The organism is Microbacterium sp. CFBP 13617, assembly GCF_014839445.1.
Taxonomy (GTDB): domain Bacteria; phylum Actinomycetota; class Actinomycetes; order Actinomycetales; family Microbacteriaceae; genus Microbacterium.
Map to the genome: position 1 here is coordinate 956,402 of NZ_JACYNW010000001.1, position 14,470 is coordinate 970,871.

Annotated in this window: 11 protein-coding genes; 6 read left to right on the forward strand and 5 right to left on the reverse strand. The window is 71.8% G+C overall.

The window, feature by feature from the left end; translation table 11 throughout:
* Positions 1 to 62: 62 nt before the first annotated feature.
* The 3 genes from IFU40_RS04225 to IFU40_RS04235 are packed head-to-tail and all read left to right on the forward strand — an operon-like array spanning position 63 to position 4,291.
* Complete coding sequence (locus tag IFU40_RS04225) at positions 63 to 1,472, forward strand: lipocalin-like domain-containing protein (RefSeq protein WP_191925479.1); 1,410 nt, start codon at positions 63 to 65, stop codon at positions 1,470 to 1,472.
* Between the two features lie 37 nt (positions 1,473 to 1,509).
* Positions 1,510 to 2,163: a LuxR C-terminal-related transcriptional regulator gene (locus tag IFU40_RS04230; RefSeq protein ID WP_191925480.1), complete on the forward strand. Its 654-nt coding sequence runs from the start codon at positions 1,510 to 1,512 to the stop codon at positions 2,161 to 2,163.
* Entirely contained in the window at positions 2,156 to 4,291 is a 2,136-nt protein-coding gene (locus IFU40_RS04235; RefSeq protein ID WP_191925481.1) for a sensor histidine kinase, read from the forward strand. Before IFU40_RS04230 ends, IFU40_RS04235 begins: the two co-directional genes overlap by 8 nt.
* Here the strand turns inward: IFU40_RS04235 and IFU40_RS04240 are convergent.
* Together IFU40_RS04240 and IFU40_RS04245 are read right to left on the reverse strand one after the other, a co-directional pair.
* Positions 4,266 to 5,822, reverse strand: a complete 1,557-nt coding sequence (locus IFU40_RS04240; protein ID WP_206754866.1) for a chitinase — start codon at positions 5,820 to 5,822, stop codon at positions 4,266 to 4,268. The two genes, IFU40_RS04235 and IFU40_RS04240, sit on opposite strands and share 26 nt — an antisense overlap.
* The gene (locus IFU40_RS04245; RefSeq protein WP_191925483.1) at positions 5,819 to 8,047 is read right to left on the reverse strand and encodes a glycosyltransferase family 2 protein; all 2,229 of its coding nucleotides are present in this window, start codon (positions 8,045 to 8,047) and stop codon (positions 5,819 to 5,821) included. The genes IFU40_RS04240 and IFU40_RS04245 overlap by 4 nt, the downstream gene beginning before the upstream one ends.
* A gap of 200 nt (positions 8,048 to 8,247) precedes the next feature.
* Between IFU40_RS04245 and pheA the strand changes: the two genes are divergently transcribed.
* Positions 8,248 to 9,201: a prephenate dehydratase gene (gene pheA / locus IFU40_RS04250; RefSeq protein WP_191925484.1), complete on the forward strand. Its 954-nt coding sequence runs from the start codon at positions 8,248 to 8,250 to the stop codon at positions 9,199 to 9,201.
* 122 nt (positions 9,202 to 9,323) lie between these two features.
* On the opposite strand, the gene IFU40_RS04255 is transcribed toward pheA, so the two are convergent.
* Positions 9,324 to 10,382 (reverse strand): MsnO8 family LLM class oxidoreductase, encoded by a 1,059-nt coding sequence (locus tag IFU40_RS04255; RefSeq protein WP_191925485.1) that lies wholly within the window; start codon positions 10,380 to 10,382, stop codon positions 9,324 to 9,326.
* 95 nt (positions 10,383 to 10,477) lie between these two features.
* Here IFU40_RS04255 and IFU40_RS04260 point away from each other — a divergent pair, with 95 nt between their 5' ends.
* Both IFU40_RS04260 and IFU40_RS04265 read left to right on the forward strand, forming a co-directional pair.
* Positions 10,478 to 10,816 carry a hypothetical protein gene (locus IFU40_RS04260; RefSeq protein WP_235560627.1) on the forward strand — a complete coding sequence of 113 codons (339 nt, stop codon included), beginning with the start codon at positions 10,478 to 10,480 and terminating at the stop codon, positions 10,814 to 10,816.
* A 112-nt stretch (positions 10,817 to 10,928) separates the two neighbouring features.
* A complete protein-coding gene (locus IFU40_RS04265) occupies positions 10,929 to 11,354 on the forward strand; it encodes an Asp23/Gls24 family envelope stress response protein (protein WP_055832939.1) in 426 nt (141 codons plus the stop codon).
* A gap of 114 nt (positions 11,355 to 11,468) precedes the next feature.
* On the opposite strand, the gene IFU40_RS04270 is transcribed toward IFU40_RS04265, so the two are convergent.
* Together IFU40_RS04270 and IFU40_RS04275 are read right to left on the reverse strand one after the other, a co-directional pair.
* Entirely contained in the window at positions 11,469 to 12,839 is a 1,371-nt protein-coding gene (locus IFU40_RS04270; RefSeq protein ID WP_191925486.1) for a cryptochrome/photolyase family protein, read from the reverse strand.
* A gap of 203 nt (positions 12,840 to 13,042) precedes the next feature.
* Positions 13,043 to 14,332, reverse strand: a complete 1,290-nt coding sequence (locus tag IFU40_RS04275; protein WP_191925487.1) for a diacylglycerol/lipid kinase family protein — start codon at positions 14,330 to 14,332, stop codon at positions 13,043 to 13,045.
* Between the last annotated feature and the right edge of the window lie 138 nt (positions 14,333 to 14,470).

Here is a 14,470-nt window from a genome sequence, read left to right on the forward strand (position 1 = left end):
GTCGAATCGCGCCGCCACAGACCGACACCCCACTCGACACCCGTCGTCACTACACTCCGACCATGAGACGTATGTCGTGGGGGGCCCGCTTCGTCGGGATCGGACTTGTCGTGGCGGCGATCGTGGCGATCGTGAAGGGGAAACCGAGCGGAGTGACCGCACCGTCGGTCCCCGTTCCCGACAACCCGCTGTGGAAGGGGACGACGAAGCCTGCTCCCGTCCCCGAGCAGAACGTCGTCCTCAGCCTGCCGAAGGACATGTACCGGCACGCGGGGGCCCCGACCGAGTGGTGGTGGCACATCGGGACCCTCCGGGCGGGCGACCGCGCGTTCGGTTTCGACATCAACGCCGCGTCCTTCACCGGCCAGCACTTCGGCATGTCGCAGATCTCGCTGAGCGACGTGCAGGGCAACCGTCACTACGAGCGCACGCAGGTCTACGGCCCCACGCCGATCGGGGTGTTCGACGTGCACACCTGGGCCGAGGGCGACCCGTCGAAGCCGTGGTACGCCCGGCTCGGTGATCCGACATGGCTCGTCGGCGGGTTCAGCGTCACGAACACCGGCTCCGGCTACACCGAGGCGCCCTCGGTCCACTTCGAGGGTGACGGCACCGGGGCATCGGCCGTCGCGATCCTCGACGACGAGGGCGGAGTGACCCAGATCATCCTGCTCAAGCCCGGCTCGGGGTACACGACCACCCCGACCGTGACCCTCGTCGGAGGCGGCGGCTCGGGGGCCACCGCCGTGGCGGTGCGTCACTCCGTCGTCATGACGGCGCCCCAAGCCGACCCGACGCGCGACATCTCGGTGACGGCCGTCCTCCAGGACGCCAAGACGCTGGACGAGGTCGAGTTCGACCTCACGTTCTCTCAGCAGGGTCGACCGATGTTCGTCTTCGGAACGGGCGTGGAGCCCAGCGCGACGAGCCAGAGCCTGAAGAAGGACAACTACTACTTCTCCTTCACCCGGCTGAAGGCATCCGGCACCATCACCTTCGGGGGCGAGACCTTCGAGGTGACCGGCACCACCTGGATGGACCACGAGTACGGGTTCTTCGGCGGCAACTCGTCGGACACCCGCGTGCGCTGGCTGCTGCAGGACATCCAGCTCGACAACGGGTACACGCTGTCGACCGCGGGCATGATCGGCGAGGGGTACAAGCCCGAGATCGGGGTGTCGGTCGACGCGTTCGCCACGATCCAGGAACCGGACGGTCAGATCTACTACGTCGCCAGCACGATGACCCCGGTCGGTGAGCTGTGGACCAGCCCCTCGACCGGCAACAGCTACGCGCAGCAGTTCCGGGTGGAGATCCCGTCGTTCGACGCCGACATGCTGATCTCGACGCGGCTCCAGGACCAGGAGTTCTCGGCGAGCGGCGCGCCGATCTACGAGGGCACCGCCGAACCGACGGGCACCTTCCTCGGCGAGAGCGTCTCGGGAGACGCGTGGATCGAGCAGGCGTTCTAGCCACGGCGCCGATGTTCGGGTGAGACATACTCGTGCCATGACTGAAGGGGACGTCGCGCGCGTAGCGGTCGTCGATGACCACGAACTCGTCGCCCTCGCGATGCAGGGACTGCTCGCCGGCGCCGAGGGTCTGCGCTTCACCCGCCACGCCCCGACGGTCTCGCACCTCGTGTCGCGCGCGTGCGACGCGGAGCTGGTGCTGCTCGATCTGAGCCTGCGCGACGACTCCTCGCCGGGCGAGAACGTCGCGGCGATCCGCCGCTGGGGCGCTCACGTGCTCGTGCTCACTTCGGGGGAGGACCCCTTCCTCGTGCGCGCGGCCTCGCGCAGCGATGTGTGCGGCATCGTGCGCAAGTCCGCCCCGTCGACGGCTCTGCTCGCCGCGATCGTCGCCGCCGCGCGCGGCGATCATGTCGCCACCACCGAGTGGGCGTCGGCCCTCGACACCGACCCCCTGCTCGACGGCGCCCCCCTGACGGAGCGGGAACGTCAGGTGCTCGGCCTCTACGCCTCGGGTCTCGGCGCCCGCGACGTGGCCGCTCAGCTGTTCATCTCCGAGAACACCGTCAACGATCACCTGCGGCGGATCCGCGCCGTGTATCAGCTGGTGGGTCGGCCGGCGGCGACCAAGGTCGAGCTGTATCAACGCGGGGTGGAAGACGGATACGTCCCCCGCCCTCGCCGTGGGTGACCTCCACGCGGGTTCGCTCGCCGCTCGTCGGGTGATCGCCGGGGCCTCGGGGTTCCTGGTGACGGCGGTGGCCGTGGTGACGCTCGGCTTTCTCGCGAGCGGCGAGCAACGCGGTCTGCCCCTCTGGTTCCACGCGATGGCGTGGTGGTCGGCGGCGCTCACGGTCGTGCTCGCGCTCGCGGCTCCCCTGCTGAACGAGCGGGTGCTGCGCGCGGGCGCGGGGGCCGCCGTGGCGTCGTACCTGGCCGTCGTGGCGCTGTTCCCGGTGGCCGCCGAGGCGGGGCAGGTCGATCGCATGCCCTGGCTGCTCACCGCCTCCAGCGCCGGGGTCGCCGCGGCCCTCGTCGCCGCGGGCCCGGGGCTGGGCTGGGTGACCGTGGCGCTGGCGGCGGTCGCCGGGGTCGTCTACCGTCTGCGTTTCGGCGGGTTCGACCTGGACGGTGTCGTCAACGACGCCCATGCGCTTCTCACGGCGGCGGTCATCTGCGCGCTCGGGGGCTTCGTGCTCTCGTCGGGACGCGGTCTCGATGCCGCGGCCGCCGCGCGCCGAAAGGCCGGCGAGCGCGAGTCGGCGGAGCGCGGGCGACTGGCCGCGCGCACCCGGACCGCCGCGCTCGTGCACGACGAGGTGCTGGCGACCCTGTCGCTGGCCGCGTCGGCCGTGGCGGTCCCCCTCGATCGCCTCGCCGCCCAGGCCCGTCGCGCCGCGCTCATGGTGACGCGTCTGTCGCACGAGGAATCCGAGGACTCGTGGCCGTTGGAAGCCGCCCTCGCCCGCGAGGCGCGTCGTCACGACGCGCTGTTCGCCGCGCGCGTGGAGGGCCCGGTGCAGGTGTCCGACCCCGTGCGCGAGGCGATCGTCGGTGCGTGTCGACAGGCGCTCGGCAACGCCGTCCGGCACGCCGAGGACGCGTCGCGAACCGTGACCCTCACGGTGCACGACGCGACGATCGAGGTGGTCGTCGCCGACGAGGGTGCGGGGTTCGAGGTGTCCGACATCGCCGCCGATCGCCTCGGCATCCGGCACAGCATCGTCGGGCGCATGGCGCGTGTGAGCGGCGGCAGCGCCGAGGTGCAGTCGGGTCACGGGACGGGCACCCGGGTGGTGCTGCGGTACCGGCCCGACCCCGGACCCGAGATGGATGCCGCCACCGAGGGTCGTCCGCGCGGGCGCGCCCTCGTGCTCCTCGCCGCCGGTTTCGTCGCGCTGCAGGTTCTCTGCGCCGTCGCCGCCGCCCTCGCCGCCCCCGAGTCGTGGGCGCGGCAGGCCGTGCTGCTGGCGGTCGTGCTGCTCGCCGCCCCGCTGATGTGGAGCGCACGGCGGGCGACACCGTCGTGGCCGCGTGCGGCCGCGATCACCGCCGTGGTCGTCGGGGGCACCGTCGGCGCGGTGTGGACCGCTCCGTTCTCGTACGGTCCGCTCTGGCCGGTGGTGGCCCTGGCGTTCTTCCTGGTCGTGCTGGCTCTGCGCGGACGGACGGGAACCGCGATGGGGGGAGCGCTGCTCATTGCGGTCGTCATCGCCGTGCGCGGTGTTCTCGACGGCGCCCCCGTCGGTCAGACGGTGCAGCTGGCGGCCCGCCCCACGGTCATCGTGGTCGTCGCCGTCGCCATGCTCCTGGTCGTCGCGCGGATGCGGCGGCGGATCGCGGCGCTCCACCGCGAGGCCGTGATCGCCGCCGAGAACGAGAGCTGGTCGCGGGCGGCCCGTGTCGAGCTGAGCCGGCGCACCGACGAGCTCGTGCAGACGGTGGTGCCGCTGATGGAGCGGATCGGTGCGGCTCGTCCCGCCTCGGAGCAGCAGCGGCGCGAGTACGCGGCCTGGGAGGGGCGCTTGCGCGACGAACTGCGCGCCGGAGGCCTGTCGCGAGAGCCGCTGCGCTCCGCGGTGGGCGCGGCGCGCGGTCGCGGGGTCGACGTGGTGCTGCTCGACGACAGCGGCGAGGTCGTCGACGAGCAGGTGCTGGTCGCGGTCCTCGCGTGGATGGCGGCGGCCGTCGGCGAAGCCCGGCGCGACGTGGTGGGCCGGCTTCACCCGCCCCACCGTGCCATGCAGGCCAGCATCGCCGTCGACGGGCGCGTGTCGCTGTTCGACGGTGCGCTCACGGCGCCGCCGCCGCCTCGATGAGCTTCCACGGCGAGTAGTCGCGGTCGAGGACCGAACGGTCGGGACGCTGGCCGCGCGACCACCAGCGCGCCTCGTACCCGCTGCCGTCGTACAGCACGCGGTCGCCCTGGTTGTACAGCGCGTCGACGTTCCAGTCGGGGTAGGTGCCCGCGGGCAGCTCGGGGAGGGCGAAGGGCACGTCGTCGGCCAGGACGGGGCCGACATACGTCCAGGCCGAGGCGGCGGCATCCAGAGTCGGGTCGTCGGGGACCGCCCCGTCTTCGTTCCACCACTTCGCGACGTACACCGAGCCGTGCCAGACGACGAAGACGCCGGCGGAGTAGAACGACTGCGACGACCACACCGGGAAGGGGCTCGTGTCCGCGTCGTCGGCGATCATCGGCCACTCCTCCTGCGGAGCCGGTCGACCCGAGGGGGTGCCGTCGCGGTCCGCCCCGAGGATGCCGGCGAAGCTCTCGCCCGCCTGCTCCACCCCGCTGCACGACGTCGACACGACCTTCGGGCGGGGGTAGTTGCTGCCGCAGGTGCGGTCGCGGTTCAGCGACCACAGCGACATGCGGGCGACGCCCTGCTGCGTGGTGAACGTCTCGAGGGCGCGTGCGTCGTCGAGGGTGAACACCTCGCGCTCGATGTCGCTCTGACCGATCATCGGGGTGGCGCCCAGCAGCGCCCAGGCGCCGCCCGGGGGCAGGTCGCGCCCCGCGGCGCGCCAGACGTCGGCGACCTGCGCGGCCGTCTGCCGGAGGGCTCCGATGGCCAGGTCGGACGTCGACACGCTGCGGTCGTCGGCGTTGAAGTCCATGGTCATGGCGTTCACACCGGCCAGGTTCACCCCCGCGTTCAGCATCTCCGTGATCTGCGTCAGCCCCCGGTCGGTGAGACCGTCCGGAGCCACCGGGAGGGTGAGCCACACATCGAGCGGTCGCCCGGCTGCGGTGCGCTCCTGCTGCAGCTGGGCGACCGCGGCGTTGCGTCTCGCGGTCGCCGCCTCGTCGTCGAGGGCGTCGCCCTCGATGTCGAGGTCCATCACATCGGCCCCGTAGCGTTCCATCACCTCGCGGTACGCGTCGGCGAGCGACGAGACGGTGTCGCAGGCCAGGGCGAGCTCGGAGTTCGCCGCACCGCCGAACGACACGGCCAGGGGGCGGCCCTCGCGTCGCACGCGCTCGACGCGACGGTCGAGCTGGAAGCGGTCCGCCGCGTCGTCGAGGGTGTACGCCTTCCCCCACGTCGGGGTGCAGTCCTCGTCGCCCGCCGCGACCACGAAGGCGAGCACCACGCCGCCGGGGCCCTCGGTCATCGCGCTCCGTGCGAGCTGATCGCCCGAGTCGAGCGTCACGTCGTAGTAGCCGGCGAACCATCGGTCGGTGGTCGGCGTTCCGTCCACCGGGGTCGGGAGCGTCGGCAGCACGGCCACGGCCGCGACGCCGCCGCTCAGCGCGACCGCGACGATCGCACTCATCGCGAGCCGCGCGAACGACAGGCGCCGACCCGCGAACGGCGACCGCGCCCGAGCCGTCACCGGGCTCACGATGCGGCCCCGACGAGTTCGCGGGGGCCGTCGTCGAGAACGGCGGTCCAGCGATCGGCGGCGACGGGAGCGACCGGTGCCTCCGCGGGTGGGGCGACCCAGATCCAGTCCATCCACGCGAACCACAGATCCGACACGGTGTGTCCGACCCCCACCAGCCGCAGCAGGGCCCACACGATCGACAGGGTGGTGAAGGCGGCGAACACCGTCGTCCCCCAGGCGTCGACGTACGCGGCGCGCACCCCGATCGCCGCGGCGGCGAGGGCGATGAGGAGCGGGGCGATCAGGTACAGCGCCGGCACGCGGGTGCGCGCGGCCACCTTCGGCGTCCGGGCGAAGCGCGCCTTGCGGCCGCTCAGCGCCTGCGCCACCGAGCCGATGCTGCCCGCCAGGTTGACCGGCAGCAGGAGCAGATTGAGACCGTAGATCGCCACGACGTCGCGGCGCCGGTAGCCGAGCGCGTGCAGGTCGGAGGCCATCTCGGTGAAGTACGGCACGGCGATGAGCAGCAGCAGCAGGGTGACCAGCTGGCCGTTCATCGGATAGAGCGTGAGCACGGCGATCAGCCCCAGCGTCACCCAGGCCACCGAGCCGAGGTAGTTGGTGCGCAGCAGCTTCTCGGCCAGCGTCACCGGGCGCCCCTCGCGACGGCGCTGCTGGATGAGGGCGCGGAGCCTCGGCAGGATGAGCAGCCCACCGTCGGCCCATCGGCGCCGCTGGATGACGAGCGTGCCGAAGTCGGGCGGGGTGGCGCTGTAGCTCAGGCGTTCCGGGTAGTTCACCAGCGACCAGCCGTGCGCGGCCAGGTCGATCGAGGACTCGGTGTCTTCGATCGCCGTGCGATCCGAGATGAACCGCGCCACCGGGATGCCGTCGTCGACGCTCACCCGGCGGAGTTGCTGCACGGCCTCCCACCGCAGCACCGCATTGGCCCCGACCCAGAACGTGGCATCGAACGCGGTGAGCCCCTGGTGCACCATGTGCTGAAGATCGGTGGTCGCACCGGCCAGACGTTCCAGCCGCGTGGGTGCGCCCCGGTAGGCGCTGTACGGCGTCTGGGCGACGGCGATCCGCGCGTTCTCGGGCTGCTCGAGCAGGTGCACGAGCTGGGCGCAGTAGCCCGGGAGCAGCATCGAATCGGCGTCGAGGGTGAGCACGAAGTCGCACGCGGCCACCTCGAGGTCGGCGGGTCCCTCGCCGGCATCCTCCAGCACGAGCCGGCCCGCGATCACGGTCTCGCGATAGCGGCCGGCGATCAGTCCGAGGTAGGAGTTGAGGTTCATCGCCTTGTTCGCCGCGTGCGACAGCGAGGCGTACCGCCGCCTCTCGAACGTGCTGGCCTCGACGCGGAACACGCGCACGAGACGCTCGAGCACCTGCGCCGCGCGATCGCGCTCGAGGGGAGCCGCCCCGTTGTCGGCGGCCTCCCGCAGCGCCGCCGCCGTCGCATCGAGGTCATCGGCCAGTCGTCGCAGCACCTCCTCGGCGAAGAAGACCTCGACGTGCGTGCGGGTGGGGGCGGCGTCGGCCTGCGCGCGCAGCCACTGGGCGCACGCGGCGTGCTCGCGCATCGCCAGCTCGGTGACCTCGGCAGACGAGAGGGACTCGTCTCGGGCGCGGGCCGCGGCGGCATCCACCCGGGTGAACACGGGCAGCAACGCGCTCGTCAGCTCGTCGGTGAGGGCGCGGCACCCCTCGAGGTCGAGGCGCGCCGCGTCGTCGACGGGATCGACGTCGTCGTCGAGCAGGAGCACGACGTTCAGGCGGGGGAACTCCTGCAGCGCGACCGACCACAGCCCCATGCGCACCAGCGCCGGATCCTCGGCGCGCGAGGGCAGGAGCGCGGTCAATCGCGGTTCGCGTCCGGAGAAGTGCTCGTCGAGGTCGATGCGCCGCACCCGACGGTGAGCGGCCAGGCGCGGGAGGGCACCCGAGCGGGCGAGGAGGTACATGCACGCCGACAGCGTCAGGAACGTCACCGAGACGAGGAACACCGTCGTCGTCACCAGTTGCTCGGCGTCGACCAGCGCGCCGCCGCGCGACAGCGCGACCACGACGGTGGCCAGGTAGAGCACCCACAGCACGATGCACGCGACCAGCGCCAGGCGGGCACGGGCGATACGGCCGGGCGAAGGGCGCGGGTGGGTGACCGGTTGCGGACGCGGGTCGCGGTCGGTCCCGCCCTGCCTCCGGGGTACGCGGGCGTCGGTAGAGGTGTGGCGCATGACGGGTGTCTCTCTCCCTGGCATCCGGCGCGTCGGGTCGCACCGGAAGGGCGCCAGCCGCGCGGGGCCGACGCCACAGGGGCGACTCTGGCGCATTCCGGCGGCGCGAGCGGCGGCTTCGACCACCGGTATCGGGGGTTCTGCGGCGCACGACGGCCTCGGGTCCCCGCGGGAGGGTCGAGCATCTAGGCTGAGTCCCCGTGAGCACTCCCGATCCGGCCCGCCGTACCTACAGCTACCTGGGTCCCGCGGGAACCTTCACCGAGGCGGCGCTCGCCCAGGTCCCCGAAGCGCGCGACCAGATCTGGCGGCCGGTGCGCAACGTCGGCGAGGCGCTGGCCGACGTCGTCGAGGGACGATCGGATGCCGCGATGATCGCCATCGAGAACTCGGTCGACGGGGGCGTGTCCACCGCGCAGGACGCCCTGGCCACCGTGCCGGGCCTGCGCATCGTCGGCGAGTACCTCGTGCCGGTGAACTTCGTGCTCGTGGGCAAGCCCGGAGCGACTCTCGCCGACGTCTCGCTCATCGCCGCCCACCCCGTCGCGTACGGGCAGTGCCTGGGCTGGCTCAGCGACAACGTTCCCGCCCACGCGCACCTGCCCGCCGAGAGCAACGTCGCCAGCGCCCTGGGCGTGCTCGACGGCACGAGCGGCGCCGACACGGCGATCGCCGCCCCCGGCATCGTCGCCCACCACGACCTCACGGTCCTCGCCGAGAACATCGGCGACAACCCCAACGCCGTGACCCGCTTCGTGCTCGTCAGTCGCACGGTCGCCCCGGCTCCTCCGACGGGCGCCGACAAGACGTCGCTCATCGTCGAGCTCCCCGAGGACCACCCGGGTGCCCTGCTCGAGCTGCTCGAGCAGTTCGCCACCCGGGGCATCAACCTGAGCCTGTTGGCATCCCGTCCCATCGGCGACGCCCTCGGCCGCTACCGCTTCGTCATCGACGCCGACGGGCACGTGCTCGACGAGCGCATGGCCGACGCGCTGCTGGGTCTTCGCCGCTTCAGCCCCAAGGTCATCTTCCTGGGCTCGTACGCGCGCGCCGACCGCGCCATCGTGCGGTACCCGCAGCGCTACAGCGACGACGTGTTCGTCGAGGCGCGCGACTGGCTGCGCGGCCTGCTGAGCGGCGAGCCCGAGGCCTGACGCGCGCGGTGCGCCACCCGAGATGACACGTCAGAGCGGGTGCTCTCGGCAGTGACGTGTGCTCTCGCCCAGATCGCTGCCGCCCCGCCGCGACGCATCACCGCGCGGCAGCCCGCCCCGGGTCAGGCCGCGACGGTCGCCTTCTCGGCGATCAGCTCCAGGGTCTGCGCGCGACCCTCGACCGAGTCGAGCGCTTCGCTGTCGTAGGCTCCCGCGACGGGCGAGACCATGATCTCGTCGACCCCGTACTGCGCGGCGAAGGCCGCGAGCTGCCCCTGCACCTCGGTGCCGGTGCCGACGAACCACTTCTGCCGGGTGGACGCCATGATCGACTCCGCCATCGCGTCGAAGGGATCGGCCTTGGCCTGCTCCACGGTCTCGAGCGGCACGAGCGGACGGTTGGTGCGCAGTCGCGCCATCATGCGCAGCTGCGGCAGCGCGCGCTCCTCGGCCTCTTCGGCGGTGGGGGCGGCGACGACGTTGGCGGTGACGAACGTGCGCGGGCCCTCGCCCGAGTCGTTGGGCCGGAACTGGTCGCGGTACAACCGCAGCGCGTGCTCGAGCCCTTCGCCCGAGAAGTGGTTCGCGAACACGTAGGGCAGGCCGAAGCTGGCGGCGAGCTGCGCGGAGTAGTCGCTGGAGCCCAGCAGCCACACCTGCGGCATCCCGGATGCCGCGGGTGTCGCCTTCACCTGATACTCGGTGCCCGAGGTGAATCGCACGGTGGCGCCCTCGGGGGAGGTGAGCGCGATGATGTCGGTCACGTGGTCGGGAAAGCGCGAGACGTCGCTCGTCGTGCCCGACCGGTTCAGCAACTGTGTGATGACGGGGTCGCTGCCGGGGGCGCGCCCGATGCCCAGGTCGATGCGACCCGGGGCGAGGGCCTCGAGGGCGGCGAACTGCTCGGCGATGATGAGGGGGGAGTGGTTCGGCAGCATGACGCCCCCCGAGCCCACGCGGATGCGCGACGTGCGCGCCGCGGCGGCGGCGATCAGCACGGGGGGAGTGGTCGAGGCCACGGCGGGCATGTTGTGGTGTTCGGCGAACCAGTAGCGGGTGTATCCGAGGCGGTCGGCGCGCTCGACGAGGTCGAGGGCGGCGCTCACCGCCTGCGCGCTGGTCTGCCCGTGCCGCACGGGCACGAGGTCGAGAACAGAGAGGGAGGGGATCGCGTCGGTCACCTCGACGACAACCTCCGTGGGCCGCCCGCTATTCCGTCTCGAGAAGAGCCGCAACCCCCGTCCGTGATCCCGTTCATCGTGCGTAGCGTCCCGCTATGAGCGAATCGCACTCCGCGGGGACGCCGCTCGACGGCCCGCAGACGGATGACGTGCAGGACACCGACGCGCACACGATGGTGCGCGCTCAGATCGTCGTCGACGACGCGACCTTCTCCCTCGCACAGGGGCAGGATCTGGCGGATCTGCAGCAACGCATCGAGAGCGCCGTCCACAGCGGAGGGCGATTCGAGAGCTTCGTCGTGGTGGGCAACCGCCGGATGAGCGTGCTCTGCACGGCCCATACGCGCGTTCTGTTCGCCGTCGAGACCGTGCAGTACGACCCCCGCGACACCGGTGATTCCGAAGACCCGTTCGGCGGCTTCTTCGACGTGTGAGCGGTGCTCAGCCTTCTCTCAGGAAGAAAGTCGTGACGAATCGGTCGCCCGCTGCGTCTCCTCTATGACATCGCGGGACAGACGGTCCCGGAGACGACGGAAGGAAGCGCTCATGGCTGACACCATCACCACCGCCACCCCCACCACTGCCAAGAAGGACGGCGGCTCCACGGTCATCGTCGACGCCGTCGTCGCCAAAGTCGCCGGTATCGCCGCGGCTGAGGTTCCGGGCGTCCACGCCCTCGGCGGTGGCGCGGCTCGCGTCATCGGCAACATCCGCCAGGCCGTCGGTGCCAAGGACCACGCGCAGGGCGTGAGCGTCGAGGTGGGCGAGACCGAGGTCGCCGCCGACATCTCGATCCAGGTGGACTACCCCGAGCAGCTCCAGCGCGTCGCGTCGAACGTGCGTGCCGCCGTCTCGCAGGCCATCACGGAGCTCGTCGGCATGAAGGTCGCCGAGATCAACGTGACCGTGGTCGACGTCTTCATCCCGGGCGAAGACGACGAGGAGCAGGTCGACGACACCCGCGTCAACTGACGATCGCTTTCGAAGGGGTGTCACCGAGAGGTGGCGCCCCTTTCGCGTGCCCGGATGCCGACACCCGGCGCATCGCGACGGTGCCGACGCCCGGGGACGGCCGGCCCGCCCGCGTCAGTGCCCGTGCCGGGTCTCGGCGTAGGCGTCGAGCGCGCGACGCCGGGTCTCGCCGAGGTCGACCATGGGCTCCGGCGGATTCTCGCCGAGATACTCCGGCGCCCACTCGCGCACGTACTGGTCGTGCTTGTCGAACTTCTTGCGCTGCGTGTCGGGATTGAACACGCGGAAGTACGGTGCGGCGTCGGCGCCGGACCCCGCGACCCACTGCCAGTTGAACGGGTTGCTCGCGGCATCCGCGTCGACCAGGCAATCCCAGAACCACTGCTCGCCCTCACGCCAGTCGATCAGCAGGTTCTTGATGAGGAACGACGCCGTGACCATGCGCACGCGGTTGTGCATGACCCCGGTCCTCCACAGCTGGCGCATGCCCGCGTCGACGACGGCGACCCCGGTGCGACCCTGCTGCCAGGCCTCGAGGTGCGACCGATCGAGCGGGGGCCACGGGAAGGCGTCGTACTCGCGACGCCAGTTCTTGGTCGCGATGTCGGGGGCGTAGAAGGTCACGTGCCAGGCGAACTCCCGCCACACGACCTCCGAGAGGAATCCGCTCGCGCTCTTCGCGTGTTCGCCCGATCCACGGTGCTGAACGGTGTCGTGCCACACCTGGTACGGGCTCAGCTCGCCCCAGCGCAGTCGCGGTGAGAGGTTCGACGTCGCACCGCCCGCGAATTCGTCGCGGTACTGCGAGTACCCGCCGAGGTCGTCCTCGAGGAACTCCCTCAGTCGCGCCTTCGCCGCGGGCTCGCCCGGTTCCCACGTCTCGCGCAGGCCGCCGGCCCAGTCGGGCGTGGTCGGCAGCAGCGACCAGGCGCCGAGGTCGTCCCCGTCGACGCGCCCGTCGAAGCCGGGGACCTTGCGCGCCTCGGCCATCGGCGGGCGCGGGGCCGGCAGCTTCTGCACGGCGCGGGCGAAGGGCGTGTAGACGCCGTAGGGCTTGTCGGCCTGCGTGCGCACCGTCCACGGCTCGTAGAGGAGGTTCGCGGCGAACGACGCGACGGTGACCCCGCTATCGCGCAGGGCCTCTTTGATGCCCGCGTCGATCTCGCGCTCGACGCCGCCGTAGCGGCGGTTCCAGAACACCGCGCCGGCGCCCACTTCGTCGACGACGGCGGGGACCACCTCCGCCGCGCGGCCGCGGCGCAGCACGAGCTGGGAGCCGCGTTCCGCCAGGCGCTCACCGAGCGAGGTCAGCGACCCGTGCAGCCACCAGCGGGCGGCTCCGCCGATCTCGCGGACCCCGTCGGACTCCTCGTCGAACACGTAGAGCGCCACGATCGGTTCCTCGCGGTCGAGGGCCGCGCGCAGCGCCGGGTTGTCGGTGAGCCGGAGGTCGTCGCGGAACCAGACGATCGAGGGCGTTGCCATTGTTCGACGGTATCCGCCACGGCATCCGTGCGTCCGGGCTTGACACTCGCCCGCCGCCGCCGCCGCCGCCGCCGCCCGCCTCGGCCCGCCCGCGCCCGACGAGACCGCACACGTTTGTCGAGACCGCATCCGCCGGTCGCCGAACGCGTGCGTCCTCGACGAACGAGTGAGTTCTCGACGAGGGGCCGCGCGCGGCGCGCGCGTCAGAGCGTCGAGACGTCGTGCCCCTTCGGCAGCGCGACGGAGAGACCTCCGGCGATGATGCGCGTGTAGATGCGTGTCGCCTCGCCGAACTCGTCGCCGTCCAGTTCGATCGGCTGTGCGGGGGACGTCGCCAACTCGATGCCCGTGCCGCGCAGGTAGCGCACAGAGGTGTCCTTGCGGCGTTCGAGCACGCGGCGCCCCGCGCGGAACTTGCGCAGGACGGAGTTGTCCCACACGATGCTCCGCCAGACACCCAACCAGCCCAGCACGCCGCTCGGCTGGAGGACGGCCACGTCGAGTCGGCCGTCGGCGACGGAGGCGTCGGGGATCAGCGCCACGCCGCCCTGCAGGGCGCCGCAGTTCGCGAACAGCACGCTCTGCACCTTCGCCGAGTGCAGACGGTGTCCGTTGAGCTGGTACATGACGCGGAAGGGCTTCGCCGAGACGAGCGACCGCGCCGCTCCGTCGACGTACGCGACCCAGCCGACCTGCTTCTTCAAGTCGTCGCGCGTGTTCTGAATCATTGCGGCGTCCAGGCCGATGCCAGCCATGACCGAGAACCCGTGCTCCTCGATTTCGCCGTCGGCCCGGCGGATGCGGGCGAGTCCGGTGTCGATGGGGAGGATGTCGCCTTCGAACGTGGCGCGGATCATCGCGTCGGTGTCGCTCAGCGGAAGGTTCAGGTTGCGGGCGAGGAGGTTCCCCGTGCCGCTCGGCACGATCGTGAGGGGGACGCCCGAGGAGGTCAGCGCCTCGGCGACCGCGCGAACCGTGCCGTCGCCGCCGGCTACGACAACGGCATCCACTTTCTCTTCGAGGGCGGCGCGCGTCGAGTCGTCGCCGAGGTCGTCGACGGTCGTCTCGTAGAACAGAGGCTCGGCCCAGCCTGCCGCGGCGGCCATCTCGGCCACGCGCGCACGCAGCTGCTCAGGCTCGACCTTGGTGGGGTTGTAGATCAGCGCGGCGCGCTTCTTCGCGGTGGGCTCGGCGTCCATGGGTGCCTCGTCGCCGTCCGCCGAGACGCGCTGGGCCTCGCCGGAGCTCTCGTCCGAGGTGTCCGGCTGGACATCCTCGGGCTGGTGGATGACGTCGTCGGGCTCCGCGGCGTCCTTCGGGTCGGGAGCGTCCTTATGAACGTGGTCGTCGACGTCGCCGCCGAGTCGCGCGGCGTGGAAGTCGTCGCTCGAGCCTTCGGCCGCAGCGGCATCCGCCTTCACCGCGGCGGGGGCATCGGCGGGGACGGTCTCGGGGGACTCCGCGTCGTCACGCGGCTCGTCAGGGGCGGCCATGGGTCCACCCTAGGACCGCGGTGGGCCGCGACCCGGCAGCGGGACCGGGCTTGACGGGGGGATGCCGATGGCCCATGCGTCACGGGGCGTGCACACGCCGTTCCGCGGCCGACCGCCTGCCGTTCACGGTCGAGGTCG

Bases quoted from the DNA above. Each gene is read 5' to 3' on its own strand.
- IFU40_RS04265 (WP_055832939.1), top strand. From the start codon at position 10,929: ATGGCTGACACCATCACCACCGCCACCCCCACCACTGCCAAGAAGGAC.
- IFU40_RS04245 (WP_191925483.1), bottom strand. From the start codon at position 8,047: ATGCGCCACACCTCTACCGACGCCCGCGTACCCCGGAGGCAGGGCGGG.
- IFU40_RS04230 (WP_191925480.1), top strand. From the start codon at position 1,510: ATGACTGAAGGGGACGTCGCGCGCGTAGCGGTCGTCGATGACCACGAA.
- IFU40_RS04225 (WP_191925479.1), top strand. From the start codon at position 63: ATGAGACGTATGTCGTGGGGGGCCCGCTTCGTCGGGATCGGACTTGTC.
- IFU40_RS04270 (WP_191925486.1), bottom strand. From the start codon at position 12,839: ATGGCAACGCCCTCGATCGTCTGGTTCCGCGACGACCTCCGGCTCACC.
- IFU40_RS04275 (WP_191925487.1), bottom strand. From the start codon at position 14,332: ATGGCCGCCCCTGACGAGCCGCGTGACGACGCGGAGTCCCCCGAGACC.
- IFU40_RS04260 (WP_235560627.1), top strand. From the start codon at position 10,478: ATGAGCGAATCGCACTCCGCGGGGACGCCGCTCGACGGCCCGCAGACG.